General features: G+C 43.8%; 11 protein-coding genes and 1 pseudogene. 9 read left to right on the forward strand and 3 right to left on the reverse strand.

Going from position 1 to position 14088, the window contains the following annotated elements; translation table 11 throughout:
* Nucleotides 1-5 precede the first annotated feature (5 nt).
* From LNL84_RS08840 to LNL84_RS08855, 4 genes are all read left to right on the forward strand, one after another.
* Entirely contained in the window at nucleotides 6-839 is an 834-nt protein-coding gene (locus tag LNL84_RS08840; protein WP_244356859.1) for a helix-turn-helix transcriptional regulator, read from the forward strand.
* Between the two features lie 205 nt (nucleotides 840-1044).
* Entirely contained in the window at nucleotides 1045-1464 is a 420-nt protein-coding gene (locus tag LNL84_RS08845) for a DUF6515 family protein (RefSeq protein WP_244356860.1), read from the forward strand.
* A 302-nt stretch (nucleotides 1465-1766) separates the two neighbouring features.
* Nucleotides 1767-2810, forward strand: a complete 1044-nt coding sequence (locus LNL84_RS08850) for an alpha/beta hydrolase (protein ID WP_244356861.1) — start codon at nucleotides 1767-1769, stop codon at nucleotides 2808-2810.
* Between the two features lie 78 nt (nucleotides 2811-2888).
* On the forward strand, nucleotides 2889-4670 hold the full coding sequence (locus tag LNL84_RS08855) for a mechanosensitive ion channel family protein (protein WP_244356862.1): 1782 nt from the start codon (nucleotides 2889-2891) through the stop codon (nucleotides 4668-4670).
* 125 nt (nucleotides 4671-4795) lie between these two features.
* Here LNL84_RS08855 and LNL84_RS08860 read toward each other — a convergent pair whose 3' ends face one another.
* On the reverse strand, nucleotides 4796-5722 hold the full coding sequence (locus LNL84_RS08860) for a LysR family transcriptional regulator (RefSeq protein ID WP_244356863.1): 927 nt from the start codon (nucleotides 5720-5722) through the stop codon (nucleotides 4796-4798).
* A gap of 457 nt (nucleotides 5723-6179) precedes the next feature.
* Here LNL84_RS08860 and LNL84_RS08865 point away from each other — a divergent pair, with 457 nt between their 5' ends.
* Complete coding sequence (locus tag LNL84_RS08865; RefSeq protein ID WP_244356864.1) at nucleotides 6180-6857, forward strand: hypothetical protein; 678 nt, start codon at nucleotides 6180-6182, stop codon at nucleotides 6855-6857.
* An 84-nt stretch (nucleotides 6858-6941) separates the two neighbouring features.
* Here LNL84_RS08865 and LNL84_RS08870 read toward each other — a convergent pair whose 3' ends face one another.
* A complete protein-coding gene (locus tag LNL84_RS08870) occupies nucleotides 6942-7169 on the reverse strand; it encodes a hypothetical protein (RefSeq protein WP_244356865.1) in 228 nt (75 codons plus the stop codon).
* Nucleotides 7170-7368: 199 nt separating this feature from the next.
* Between LNL84_RS08870 and LNL84_RS08875 the strand changes: the two genes are divergently transcribed.
* The 3 genes from LNL84_RS08875 (at nucleotide 7369) to LNL84_RS08885 (ending at nucleotide 10801) form a co-directional block, all read left to right on the forward strand.
* Nucleotides 7369-8196 carry a MaoC/PaaZ C-terminal domain-containing protein gene (locus tag LNL84_RS08875; protein ID WP_244356866.1) on the forward strand — a complete coding sequence of 276 codons (828 nt, stop codon included), beginning with the start codon at nucleotides 7369-7371 and terminating at the stop codon, nucleotides 8194-8196.
* A gap of 163 nt (nucleotides 8197-8359) precedes the next feature.
* On the forward strand, nucleotides 8360-9907 hold the full coding sequence (locus LNL84_RS08880; protein ID WP_244356867.1) for a YjjI family glycine radical enzyme: 1548 nt from the start codon (nucleotides 8360-8362) through the stop codon (nucleotides 9905-9907).
* A 3-nt stretch (nucleotides 9908-9910) separates the two neighbouring features.
* Nucleotides 9911-10801: a YjjW family glycine radical enzyme activase gene (locus LNL84_RS08885; protein ID WP_244356868.1), complete on the forward strand. Its 891-nt coding sequence runs from the start codon at nucleotides 9911-9913 to the stop codon at nucleotides 10799-10801.
* Nucleotides 10802-11361: 560 nt separating this feature from the next.
* On the opposite strand, the gene tnpC is transcribed toward LNL84_RS08885, so the two are convergent.
* Nucleotides 11362-12768 carry an IS66 family transposase gene (gene tnpC, locus LNL84_RS08890; RefSeq protein WP_244356869.1) on the reverse strand — a complete coding sequence of 469 codons (1407 nt, stop codon included), beginning with the start codon at nucleotides 12766-12768 and terminating at the stop codon, nucleotides 11362-11364.
* Between the two features lie 123 nt (nucleotides 12769-12891).
* On the opposite strand from tnpC, the pseudogene LNL84_RS08895 reads away from it, so the two are divergent.
* Nucleotides 12892-13998 (forward strand): annotated as a pseudogene (locus tag LNL84_RS08895) (PTS sugar transporter subunit IIC); the annotation flags it as partial.
* Nucleotides 13999-14088: the final 90 nt, after the last annotated feature.

Here is a 14088-nt window from a genome sequence, read left to right on the forward strand (position 1 = left end):
AGAATATGTTTCGTACTATCCAATTGAACACTACCAAGGTGACGTCTTCTATTTTTGTCACTAAACACAACCTTATTATGCTGGAAAATGCAAAAGGATTTATCTGCATCAACGGTCAGATGTACGAAAGTTTTTCATCAAAAGTGCTGTATATTCCCGCTTATTCTAATGTTGGTATTTCGCTAAGAGCTTTTGATATCAACAAAAAGATAACCGTTCACAGATTTAGTATTGTGGAGGCTCAGTTTCGGCCTATTATCAACCGGTTTGATTTCGGCACGATCCACAAGTCAAATAATAGCGATGCATTTCCTGTTGACCATTACTTTCAAACCGCACACGATATTGCCTTGATAAGAGAGAATCCCTGTGCCATATACGCGGTTTTTTGCTCCGCCATGCTCGCTTACCTCTATACTCTTTCACCAAAAGATCTGATTGCCATTGCCGCATTTCCTAACGATATCGATCGCTTGGTTCATAATATACGCGCCAACATCACTCACAAATGGAATGTCGATAATCTCGCCGAATCGTTAGACATGACGCTCTCTCAGCTTCATCGAACTCTAAACAAAGAGGACATCACGTTTAACCAGCTGCTTAACATTATTCGGCTTAAGTATTCGCTACGCTTTCTTTATGCTGGTGAGTCAATAAAACAGAGTGCTCAACTCAGTGGTTTTGACTGCTCAAGTTACTACAGTACGGTATTTAAAAAGTACTACGGTATTAACCCCAGCAAAATAAAGCAACATAATGAAATCGCCTTGATACACCCAAAGATTCGCGAGGATCACTGCGACATCGATAACTTAGTGTTTGGTAATGCAAATTAGAGAACATCGTGTGTTCTCAATTTGCTAAGAATCCATCTGACCAGTATGCATAACATAAATACATCAAAGCAGCCCGAGTCATAGCCAGCGCTATTCAACTCTCAATATCATGATTTAATTATGATTAAATCATGACTTAACATTGACGTTGCAAAGCTACAATCCGTAACAATGAGACAAATTGACTACTCATTGACGGATCCCAATGAATAAACCAACATTTCTATTAACTGGCCTACTCGTAACGTTGTGTGCTTTGCCGTCGCACGCTGAGCCTTGGCATAAGCATATTGATAAACCCTGGAAAAATCACAAGCGCCACAAGAAAGAAGTTCACGTCATTCACCATGATTACAAACGCAGCATGTTGCCCGAGACTGCGGTATTTCTTGCGATTGCAGGCATCACTTATGCGGTGATCGACGGTAAATACTACAAAGAAGGCAAAGATCGCTACATCTACGTTGAGCGTGAAAACCTCTCTCGCTATCGCCCAGGTCAAATCGTCAAAAGACTTCCTGAAGGCGCGACTGTCGTACATAAAAAGCGCCAGCAGTACTTTGTGTCTCGAGGCGATTGGTTCTTGCCTCTCGATAATGGAAAATATGTAGTGGTTGCCCCTTAGTCATAGCTAGGCACTGATATTAAAAGGCATTTACACTGTAAATTTAACTTCTACATTCTCTTGTTATTCATTCAAATTTGCCCGTGCCAATGAGCCCGCCACACCCAATATGGACGGGTAACGCAAGTGCTTTGATGGCATTGGCTTTTTTATTGAGCAACAGTCTTGCTTCACAATAAACATACCGAAAAATTATTTTTCCACACTCAGAACTGAATTTCTCTAATTCATCGCCAACGAGCCTTCTTATGTGAAGAATAACACTCAACGAATACGACCACCCAAACGATGTTGAGTGAAATATGATGAAAAGCTATGTCGCAAGAACCATTACTGCATTGTCATTGACTGGACTAATTGCCACTTCTGCTGCTGCAAGCGTCACCATGACAGAGCGCCAAATCCCGACACCAGTCGGCGTCTCAAGTAACTTTGCCGCTATCGTTGATCAAAAAGTGTATCCAATGAGCATGCCGATCCCCGCAACAACAGAAGAATGGCTTGCAGCCCGCTCACTGTTTGATGCTCCACATGCGGCATTGGCGTTAGAAGCAGCCAACAAGCTCGACGTAAGCTACGAACGAAAACAGTTTGCGGGTGTTGATACGTACTTTGTTTCTTCGAACACCGTGTCCCCTCAATATCAGGACCGCTGGTTAGTACACATTCATGGCGGCGCATTTGTTTTCGGGGGTGGTGATGCCGCAATACGTGAAGCCATTTGGATAGCTGATGGGTTAAAGGCTAACGTCATTTCAATAAACTACCGTCAACCGCCAGAGCACCCTTTCCCAGCCGCTATTAATGACGTCGTATCTGTATGGAAAGAACTCATTAAAACTCAACCAGCTGAGAAAACAGCGATCTTTGGTAGCAGTGCAGGTGGAAACCTCACTTTGGCTACAACGCTTAAATTGAAAGATCTAGGACTTCCTCTGCCAGGTGCATTGTTCGCGGGAACACCGGCAGTCGATTTAAAAGAGACATCGGATACTTGGATTACGCTACAAGGTTTGGACCCATTAGGGTCTCGAGATGGCGTGATTGATGCGGCATTCAACCTTTATGCAGGCGAAGAGCCACTAGGTAGTCCACTGCTTTCACCCGTTTATGGCGATGTCCGCCACTTTCCACCTACTATCTTAATCTCTGGCACTAGGGATCTACTACTCAGTGACACTGTTCGCATGCACCGTGCATTGAGAGCTCAACGTGTGGATGCGGAACTGCATATTTACGACGGCCAATCGCACGGTGATTACATACCGGACCTAACCCATGATTTTCCTGAAGCAGATGATGCTATCGAGGAGATTTCACGCTTTTTTAATAGGCACCTAAAGTAACCTTGATGTTCCCAACGAACGGTACAGCGCCTTGTGTACCGTTCGTTTTCAATATGACCCAGATGGCAAGCTCGAAATATGTCTAAATCACCGTTAATCCACAAAGTCATTTCCTTACTGGTATTCATATCGAGCTTTCAGGTCTTTGCATACACGTATCCTGAACTCGCAAATACCTCGACACCCAAAGCCACAGTAAAGAGTTTTATCAGCGCATCAGACAAACTGATTTACTACTGGCAAGAAGAACAATTACGCTCTGTTGAAGCCGAACGCGCACTCGCGCAAGTCATTCGAACCATGGATTTGTCATTGGTACCCAATCGAACACGACAAGTGGTTGTCATGGAAAGGATCCTACTACTTCGAGAAGTGCTCGACCGATTTGACACTGAGGTATTCGCCACTCTACCTGACGAAAGCATCAGTGATTATTGGCGCTTTGAAAACACCGATATCTCGCTGATAAAAATTGCCTCGGGGGAGCGGGCTGGACAATTTGTCTTCTCTTCTGTGACGGTGCAACAACTTCCTCGTTGGTATCGAACCATGCAGCCTATCGGCTATGTCGATCCTCAAAGGCCGGACTACTATCAAAATTTTATCCATTCACCAGGCCCTTTGCTTCCAAAAGCGATAATAGAGAGCTTGCCAGGTCCTGTTCATGAGCTATACGGCCCGATTCCCTTGTGGCAATGGGTTGCGGTATTTTCCGTTCTCATTGTATGTTTCGCCGCACTGAATTTAAGTATATTTCTTGGCAGAAAATGGAACCAACATTGGGAACAAAAGAACATTAAGTGGAAAGTGGGAAAACTCATTTCACTGGTCAGCTGTGGCTTTATTCTGTTTGTTACCCGTCAAGTTATTGATCAGGGTATCTGGCTCACGGGAGGATTCTACCAGTTTCTAACGACGTGTTTCTTTTTAGCCCAGTTCTACTTAAGCTCATGGCTAATCATGGCATTGTTTAAATACTTTGCCGCCCTTTATGCATTCAACAAACATAATGGCAAGCATGTCGACTCATCCCTGATTACCGTCTTATCACGTATCTTTGGTGGACTCACCATTGTCATACTGGGTATTTACGTCATTGAGTATATGGGTTTCTCTATCTCGCCACTTTTGGCGGGTATCGGTGTCGGTGGTTTAGCCGTCGCCTTAGCCATTCGTCCCGTACTAGAAAATGTGATTAACGGTCTAACGCTATACGCCGACGGCGGCATTAAGATTGGCGAACTATGCCGTTACGGTGACAAACTAGGCACCATTGAAAGCATTGGGCTTCGCTCAACGCGAATTCGAACTTTAGAGCGTTCTTTGATTACCATCCCTAATTCTGAGTTTGCCAATATGGAAATTGATAATCTAGAGAGGCGAGATAAACGACGCATGGAGCATGTCTTGCGAGTGCGCTCTGAGCTCACTCAACAACAACTTAAGGTGCTTATCGTCAGTCTTCGGCGAACTCTTCTTCAGCATCCTAAGACTGAAGAAGACCCGATCAGAGTCCGTTTTTCGGGTATCGGAGAATTTGCACTGCACATCAACTTGATGTGCTACATTCACTGCAAAGACAATGAAGAATTCTTATCAATACAAGAAGACATTCTGTTTTTAATCACACAGCAAGTTGAAGCCGTAGGGGCTCAGTTCGCCTTCTCTAACCAATACCAATTAGCTGGTAAGCTGGCTTCAATAGACAACGGGCTTATCGACAAAGCAGAGCAAACCGTCAGCCAGTGGCACGAGGCAAACAATTATCCATTCCCGGATTTCAGTTACGAGTACAAGTATGAGATAAAAAACAGTACGGTATTTCCTGCTAAAAGCGCGGCGACTCGCAAAGATGGTTAACTGGCGCCAATGGGTAGATTAAGCCCCCATCCCAGGGGCTTCTCTGATCGTCAAGAGACGCGTGATTTCGACTTTGCCAATAGTAAAAAGTACAATATCAACGCTAAATACTCACCACATGCAACCTATTCCGGTTGTATCACACTGTCATAAAAAGACTGCATTGTCTGATGCAAATACTGGTTCAAAGGATCGCCTCGCTTGGTTTGTAAATAGCCACCAATAATATGAACTTGCTCGAGTTCTTTAGGAATCGCTGGAAGGGGGTAGCAAGCCAATCCACTTTGCAGCTCCAACATGTAGCTACTACCAAACAATATCGCATCAGAGTTTACTAACTGGTTTAGCATGACTTTTACACTGTGGGTCGTCAACGAAATATTCGCGTGATATCCCTTAGCTCGAAATACTTCCTCGACCGGCGATCTCTTTGTGTTTATGCCATCAATAACCAATCGCACAAGAGGCAGTTCATGTATTGCTTCCCAATCGCTTGTGGTCGACAAGATCGGGTGATTTTCTCTGGCGATAAGACTCAGCTTTATTGAATGTAGATGGTGTTGGTAAACTTCTTGGGGTAAAGGATAGGCATTAAACTGAATCAGATAATCGATGTTACCATTGAGCACTTCACTCAGTGAGTTATCTTGCCAATAAATAAAATGAAAACGAGCTTTCGGTAAAGCAACTCTCAGCGCTTCAAACAACTTGACGCCGTAGGTCTCAACAAAATAGATCTGGGTTGCAATCTTCACTTCACCACTAAATTCGTTCGGGTCGAAGTTCTTATAAGACTTAATCACATCTTCAATGGGAAAGTACATAGCCTCTGATGCTTCAGCGAGTTTCTCTGCCAATTCCGATGGTTCAACACCATGGGCTTTTCGGATAAAAAGCTGATCACCGAAAACTTCTCTCAACTTAGCAAGGCCTCTGCTTACACTGGTTTGTGATATACCGAGTCGACTCGCAGCCTCGTGAGTATTTTTGGTTTCAACAACTGCTTTCAGTAACTTTAATAAATTTAGGTCTAAATCTCGAATATTGGGCATTCTCCCCCCATTGAACACGATATTTCAATAGCTTAACTATGGGAGAAAACCGTGCTGGGATCAATCAAAATCGTTTGACGTGAAGTTAAGTCGTAATTGCAGAGTACTTGCTTAAAGGTTATCGCTAGTTGACGAACAGATATGACGAAAACGTAGATAGCGCAACAACATCCGTGACTTACTTTTAGGTGTGGTTATTTTCTAAAAATACAACCGTCATAAACAAAGTTCACCAAACACTTTTCTTCGGTAAGGATCAATTCAAAAAGTGCAACCTTCCTGATCATTCACACTTCTACATCGCATATGTCGGCTTCGAATAATGACAATTTTGAATATCTGTAATTCATAGTCAGAAATAACAGCCCATCATAAAATCAATTTGGTATGAACATACACACACGCCTGTGTGACCGTTATTTCAAGGATGACTTCAAAATTAATCAAGAGAGTAATAATGATAAAATCAACAACCATTGCAGTGATAGTCACTACCGTATTTTCAACGTCAGCGCTTGCGAGCAAATACATCAACTTTTCAAATCCTTATGCGCTCTACAATGGTTTATCGGTGGGTTATGGCAGCAATGATATTGATGTCAAAGCACAATTCACAAGTCAAGTAGATCCTCATTGGGATTTACTGGGCACTTATCATAGCGACGAAAACTTTAACAATCATGACTTACGGCTAAACGTTATTCACCGCACTGGTGTCGGTTATTTTATTGGCTATGACTATGACAGCAATTATGGTGACAAGGGTCTACGAGCCAAAACAGGGGAGATTGGCGTTCACGTCAACGTGCCAATAAGTAGAAATGTCCGACTGATACCTGAAATGGCACTGGGTTCATTCTCGCATAATAGTATGTCGAACAATGCCAGTTTTACCCAGTTATCGCTTAACATGACCTACGACACTCGAAAAAATATATGGTTTAGCGTGACCCCCGAATACACCTTTAGCTTTAACGATCTTAAAGAAGATAATGGGCGCCGCTCTAGCTTTCGCTCTTGGGACCTGATCGCCGATGCAGGGTATAGCATCAATCGCGATCAAAGTTTGGTATACAGCTACCAGTATGACGCAGGGAATCACCAATCTACGGTGTCTTATCGCTTGGGCTTTTAGTTATTAATGTTGTGGTGGATTGAATCATGCCGCGAGCAATCCTAACATTCGGTAATGTTGGGCTTTCTCGCGTCAGATGAACATTCAGTTTTCGACTTTTAATACGAATTGACGATAGGCTTTTATAGCGATGATGCACAGTGGAAGTCCGTGAAAAAACAAATCAAAAATATCGATTGGTTTTACCAGAGTTCCTAGAAAAAGCATGCGCGACTTTTCAATCAGATGAGGTTCCGGAGTAAATGGAGCCAGCAAAAACAAACTGCCGACAATCAGTAATATTGACCATTGCATTTTATCTAACCAAACCATCGTCACCCCCATAATCAAAGCTATAATATTAGAGCTTACTAAAACAATAGCGTTTTGCAATCCCTTATGGGTTAATCAACGACTGTTTTATTCTTTGTGGCTGATCATCACTTTTTCAACGTAAGCACTTACTTTAGAGGCATACTGATTCGCGCTATACTTTTGCACTTCAGAAGCCATAGAAAGCACGAGGCGCAATGTGTTGAAGTTAGATTTGTCAGAACTACCGTCGTATCGCCCTTTACTGTTCAAAGCATTGTTAAAGCGCTCTACACATACCCCGTTGAAACCATTTGCATTATTAATCAATCGATTCTCATTTCAACCGCGCAAGGTGGCACAGTACCGCGACTTTTTTGACCTACCCGATATAGGGGTTCCATTGCCCTATCTGTTTGTTGCAACTCAGGCCGCCCAACTTTATCTATTTACTCACCCAGAAGTTGCAATTAGGCCTCTTGGACTTGTGCACACAGGCATAGAGTTTGAGAGTTACACTGCCATCGACATAAAGCAAACATTTCAATTTGAACTTTCTTTGACATCTCAGGCGCAGACCGAACGAGGTCAAACATTCGAGTTAACAGGAATGTTGAAACACAACGATGTTATCGTTGCTCAATATCGCAGTCAGTACCTAATGCCTGACCGCACAAAAGGAAAAACGACGACCAGCAAACCAAACAAGTCGCAACAAGACACGCTTGATAATGTCCGCCAGTGGGACACGATAAATGTGGGTAATGCACGGCAGTACGCAAGACTGTCTGGGGATTACAACCCCATTCATCTTAGTCGCTGGTTGTCACCGTTATTTGGATTTAAGCAACCCATTGCGCACGGCATGTTTATGGTGGCTAAGCTTTATGCGAAAGCTATTGAGGAAAATACTTCGCCTCCCAAGACGTTTAATGTATCTTTTTGCAGACCCTTGCTCCTACCAAGCGCGACCTATCTCAGCAGTTCACGTCATTCATTGTGTTTACTAACAGCCATGAAAAAGCCTTGTGTTAAAGCCGAATTGTGAGTCGATAATCTCAATAATCACTGGCTGATAAGGTCACTATATCGCTCAAGCACTGACTTTTAATGTTATTTCCAAAATGGACAATACTGATTGATTAAATTTCAATTTAAGAAATAACAAATTCACTTTAAACTAATACCCATAATAATGATGAGGTTTAAAGATGAACGACCAACAACAAAAGATCTACGACATTGTCACCGATACATGCCTATCTCCAAATCAAAAGCGTAATTTTCTTGCTGCAGAAGCAGATGCCACGTTGCCTTACCTTTCTCTTTCTGCCGATACCTCAACCGCGATGCAAGAAGGCGTTATCTGTGACATGTTTGAAGGGAACGCTCCCTACAAGCCAAGATACGTGTTGCCCGATTACGCGAAGTTTTTATCACAAGGGTCGGAATATCTTGAGCTTTCTCCAGCATCAAGCTTTGATGAAGCGCTCAACATGCTGACCATCATCTATCATCATGTTCCTTCAGTAACTTCAATCCCTGTGTACTTAGGTCAGCTGGATGACGTACTACTGCCTTACGTTGGCGATCTTAGTGAGTCTCAGGTTTATCAAAAGATAAAACTCTTTTGGATCATGCTCGATCGCACCCTACCTGATGCCTTTATGCATGCTAATATTGGCCCAAGTGATAACATCATTTGCCGCACCATTTTGAAAGTCGATGCTGAGCTAAAACAGATCGCTCCCAATCTGACCTTTATGCACGATCCGGAAGTCACGCCTGCAGAGCTACTGCGCATCGCGACCGACAATATTTGCAAATGCAGTAAGCCCCACATAGCCAACTATCCAATCCATGCAGATACCTTTGGCAAGCAAAGATTTGGCATTGTGAGTTGCTACAACTCGCTTCCCCTAGCAGGTGGAGCAAATACCCTCACTCGTATTAACCTCAAGGAAGTCGCCAAACGCGCTGATAATCTCGATGACTTTTTTGACCGCGTGTTACCCCAATACTGTGATGCTCAATTCGAGTTAATTGAAGAGCGCAGCAGCTTTTTGCACGAAAAATCTGGCTTTTTCAAAGAGAGCTTTCTCGTAGCTGAAGGCCTTATTGAGGAAAGCCGTTTTGCTCCAATGTTCGGCATCTATGGCATGGCCGAGGCTGTGAACATATTGATGGAAAAGCAAGGAATGACTGACCAATATGGCCATTCAGAAACTGCTAACGCCCTAGGCCACGACATTTCAAAGCAACTGGCACAAATCGTCGAAGCAACTCCCGTTAGATACGGTCTAGAACAGCGCGCACTGCTGCACGCCCAAGGCGGCATCAACTTAGATCACGATGTAACCCCGGGCGTTCGTATTCCTTATGGACAAGAGCCGGATCCTGTCAGTTACGTCCGTGCGACTGCTGGCCATCATAGTTACTATAAATCCGGTATCAGCGATATTCTAACCATCGATGAAACGGTCAAGTCGAACCCTGAAGCCATGTATAACCTCTGCCAAGGCGCACTCAAATCAGGTTATCGCGAGTTCACCGCCAATGTCGATTCTAACGATCTTGTGCGAGTGACTGGCTATATGGTGAAACTGTCTGATATCGCCAAGTACAACGCGCAAGGCTCGCGCACTAACACCACCTTTTTGGGAACGGGCGCAGCAGAAAATACCGGTATCCTCGACAGGCAACCTCGCGTGATCAGCGGCGAGATGGCACCAACCTTTAAGCGCAGTGAAAAGGCCTAAACCTTGCAAGCTGTTAATATCCACACCCTTACAGCGAAGGTCAGCCGAGTGCTGACTTTCTCTTGCGTCGATGGCCCCGGTAACCGTCTGGTCATCTTTATGCAAGGGTGTAATTATCAATGCCTTAACTGTCACAACCCGCACACCATCAACCATTGCAATCATTGTGGTGACTGCGTAGCGACGTGCCCAAGCAGTGCTCTTACGTTAAACACGCACAAGCAAGTCGAGTGGAACGAAGAGCTCTGCACGCAATGCGATCGCTGCATTGATGTCTGCCCTCACCAATCTAACCCTAAAGTGCGAAGCTATAGTTTGCGACATATGCTGGCATTGATCGAGCAACATGCACCCTTTCTTAGCGGTATAACGGTGTCTGGCGGTGAAGCTACCTTACAACTTCGTTTTATAAGTGAACTTTTCCGAGCCATTAAAAATGGCGCTTCACTAAATCACTTAACGTGTTTTATCGATAGCAATGGCTCTTTATCAACGAATGGCTGGGACAGACTGCTTCCTGTACTTGATGGAGCGATGATAGATCTAAAAGCCTGGCAACAAGAAACTCACCAGTGGTTAGTTGGCCGCGACAATCATCGTGTATCCACCACTATCGACTACCTCGCCCGCCATAAAAAACTGCATGAGGTGAGGCTGCTGCACATTCCTTCAAAATCAGATTTGTTATCAGAAATTGATGCCCTGGCTGCGCTGATAAACACATTGCCCACTGAGACCCAAATTCGTCTCAATGCTTTTCGTCATCACGGGGTAGTAGGTGAGGCAACATCATGGCCGCAATGCAGTAAGCTGGAAATAGAAACGTTTCAGAAAAGCCTTATTGAGCGAACCACAAGACACATCCTCACCCCAAGTGACGTTGCATTTCGCTGATACCTACCTGATGTCACAAAAATATATAGCTGGTCTCAAACTAGGCGAATTTGAATTTCTCTAATTCCTGTTCACGCCTCAATCGTTAGTGAAAAATACGCTTAGATCCTCTCTAAAAGACGAACTCAACATGAAAAAATACTCGCCAGCAATTGTAGTTTTTGCCCTCTACTTGGTATTCTTTTTTGCCCTCGTATCGAGGCTTTCTTCCTAACAGCTCTGCAGTCATCTCACCCTTGCCAAGATGTAGTGCCTATCAGCAAACACTGCTTCTCGCTGACAAGGGATGCAATACGATTAAAAGTGGCCAGCGCTTTTCGTATAATTTATAAAATTCATATTGTTAGAATTGCCAATAATCGACTACTGTTATTGGGATAAATCTATTCGCATCTTAATTGTAATGAGATTGCCATTATTACGAACTTTCTGGAATTTATATGATGTAGAGGTATTCCGACGTTGACTAGATAAAGGAACATACGATGGATGACAACAGTAAGAAAACACCCCAAGGTATCTTCAAGGTAACTATTCACCCGCGAGCTATTGACGACGGTTTACGATAAAAACGGGGGCGTTTGATAAGCCACTTTGAGCATATGATGTTCGACGATTTCACGCAGCCATTTATAAGCGGAGATCTGTTGAAGTTTAGCGGTCTCGATAAGCGAGAACATCCGCTCACGGAACAGGTCTCCGCGATATGAACGAGTTACATAACAGCACTTTCTCATCAATATGTAATTTCGGAGAACTCGCTCGGCAGCGTTATTTGTTAACGGACATTCGGAGTCATCCATAAAACGCCAGACCATAGCATCGTCAGCGATGAGATTACGGCACCGACCTCGATATCGTTTAGAGCATTGATAACTGCCCAGTTTAAGCCAATGAAGCCAGCTTTTTCTTAATCGCCTGAGTCGATGATAATATTGGTTTTCGCTAATTTTTCTCTCAATATATCGATGGTGGCACCTGAATACGCTATGAGCGATTAATGCGAGTTTTTCTCCTATTTTTTGATTTTCAGGGCAAACACTTTCCTCGATAGCTATAACGTTTCTCAAGATGTGTGCCCAGCATAACTGTCGTTTGGAGTCATCAATATATTTATAGGCTGAGTATTGGTCAGTCACTAAAAGGTGTGAGACCGCCTCACCGAGCAGTCGTTTGGCAGCATGTTGATTTCTACCGCTATTAATCTGGAAAAAGGCTACGTCATTGCTCAGTGCAGCCCACATCCAACGTTTATCATTATTACGTTGATGTGAGGTTTCATCAGCCATAATCAGTTGAGAGGCTTTGACGGTTTCATGAATTTGTACATGAGTATCAGCTAGATATTCAGTCACTCGCCCCTGTGCTGCTGATATCGCCCCAGTAGAGAAGTTCAGCTGAAAAACATCTCTCAGCATAGACTGTATTTTACCTATACTTTGATGATGCTGCGTTGCTTGGATTGAGATGAAGCTATGCAGATTTGGGCCCATTTGAACATCAGGCACATAATCTGGAAGCTCTGCTTGATGTTTCTCACCACACCAAGAGCATTCGCCTTTGAATACCTGATGTTCAACAAGTGTGTATGAGATATCAGGCAAGTCAAAGATTTGGTGTCGTTTATAAGGTTTTCGATTTGGAATAACACAACCACCGCAGTGGCATGTTTTATTTAGTAAGTATTGCTCAACCGAGGCACTATCTTCTACGGGATGAAGTAGTCGGCGATGGCCTTTATGTCCGGGTTGAGCTCCTTGCTTTTTTCCAGATTTCTTCCGATTAGGTGAAGTATTCTTGGCTTTGTTGTGCAAAGACTGCTGTGATGATGGCACAGAAGAGTTTCGACTATTTTGATTTAGCCGGTCTTCAAGCTCTGCCAGCTTATTCCACAAAAAGTGGATGATATCTTTCGCCTCTTCAGGCGAATCGAAATCAGGCGGTGGAGGTAATGTTTTCTTATTCATACCTCCAGATTGCCACCACGAAAAGATCACTCAAGTTGAATATGGGATCAAGTTAACTAGGTCACAGAACTTTGGTGTCAAGGCCTCGTGGGTGAACAGTTACCTACCGATAACCTAATTGCGGAACAAGACAAAGGTAAATGGTTCCAAAACGCCATGCGTGTGGTTGCAAGTATCTTCGGACCAGTGGTTCCCGCAATTGCCGGTGCTGGTATGTTAATGGGACTACTATCTGGTCTAATTGCTACCAATGTTATCTCTGAAACATCAGATACTGTCTTCTTCTTTAGATCTATCTCAGTCGCGGTATTCTTCTTCTTACCAATGCTGGTTTCTTTCTCTGCAGCAAAAGTCTTCAAAGTAAATGAATACATTGCACTGGCTGTTGCGGCGGCGATGATGTCTCCCAAACTGATAGACAAGGCGAGCCAACTTAAAGAGATTGGTGCTGCGGCGGAGCTTAACGTGTTCGGTGTTATCCCTATCGAACTGATGAACTACGGCGGAGCGATTGTTCCTGCGATCCTTGCTGTTTGGGTACTATCAAAAGTCACTCCGATGGTTGACAAACTGGTCCCAGCATCAGCAAAGCCTGTGTTCACTCCACTACTGGCTTTTACTATCACCTCGACACTCGTTCTTTCATTCGTTGCACCTGCAGGTATGTGGCTCAGTGACGGTGCGGGCTGGGTTGTAAGCTCTCTATTAGAAGTGTCGCCTACTCTTACCGGATTTATCTTTGGCTTGACTCGCCCAATTACTATTGTATTTGGCATTCACCACAGCATGACCCCAATTAGTCTCAATAACTTCGCTTTGTATGGCAAAGATCTGCTGATGCCTATCATGTGTCTTGGCAACCTTGCTATTGCTGGTGCGACTATGGCGATTTGGTACAAGCAGCGTAATAGCGTATCGAAAGAGCAATCTTCAGTGACTGTTGGCTCTGGTGTCACTGCTATCTTAGGTATCACCGAACCGGCTCTATTTGGTGTTCTAACGAAATACACTAAAGCCATGTTCACAGCAAGTATCGCTGCAGGTATTGTCGGCGCTATTTCTGTCACCATCGACACTCACCTAACAAGTTACATCCTGTCTTCGGTATTTAGCTTACCAGCTTACCTTGCAAGTGGAACACAGAACTTTATTCAGGCTGTTCTAGGTGTTGTTGGTGTGTTCACCCTGTCGTTCATCTTAACAACTATGTTTGTAAAACTAGACGACTAACAGACGGCAAAACACTACATACAGGCCTATCAGTTTAGATTGATAGGCCTTTGTTAATTTTATCCGACGCACACCTATTTTGGTGTGTCA

It is taken from the genome of Vibrio gelatinilyticus (genome assembly GCF_022836845.1).
GTDB lineage: Bacteria > Pseudomonadota > Gammaproteobacteria > Enterobacterales > Vibrionaceae > Vibrio > Vibrio gelatinilyticus.

Coding starts and splice junctions, on each gene's coding strand:
- LNL84_RS08860 (WP_244356863.1), bottom strand. CDS start 5,722: ATGCCCAATATTCGAGATTTAGACCTAAATTTATTAAAGTTACTGAAA.
- tnpC (WP_244356869.1), bottom strand. CDS start 12,768: ATGAATAAGAAAACATTACCTCCACCGCCTGATTTCGATTCGCCTGAA.
- LNL84_RS08855 (WP_244356862.1), top strand. CDS start 2,889: ATGTCTAAATCACCGTTAATCCACAAAGTCATTTCCTTACTGGTATTC.
- LNL84_RS08880 (WP_244356867.1), top strand. CDS start 8,360: ATGAACGACCAACAACAAAAGATCTACGACATTGTCACCGATACATGC.
- LNL84_RS08865 (WP_244356864.1), top strand. CDS start 6,180: ATGATAAAATCAACAACCATTGCAGTGATAGTCACTACCGTATTTTCA.
- LNL84_RS08870 (WP_244356865.1), bottom strand. CDS start 7,169: ATGGTTTGGTTAGATAAAATGCAATGGTCAATATTACTGATTGTCGGC.
- LNL84_RS08845 (WP_244356860.1), top strand. CDS start 1,045: ATGAATAAACCAACATTTCTATTAACTGGCCTACTCGTAACGTTGTGT.
- LNL84_RS08850 (WP_244356861.1), top strand. CDS start 1,767: ATGATGAAAAGCTATGTCGCAAGAACCATTACTGCATTGTCATTGACT.
- LNL84_RS08840 (WP_244356859.1), top strand. CDS start 6: ATGTTTCGTACTATCCAATTGAACACTACCAAGGTGACGTCTTCTATT.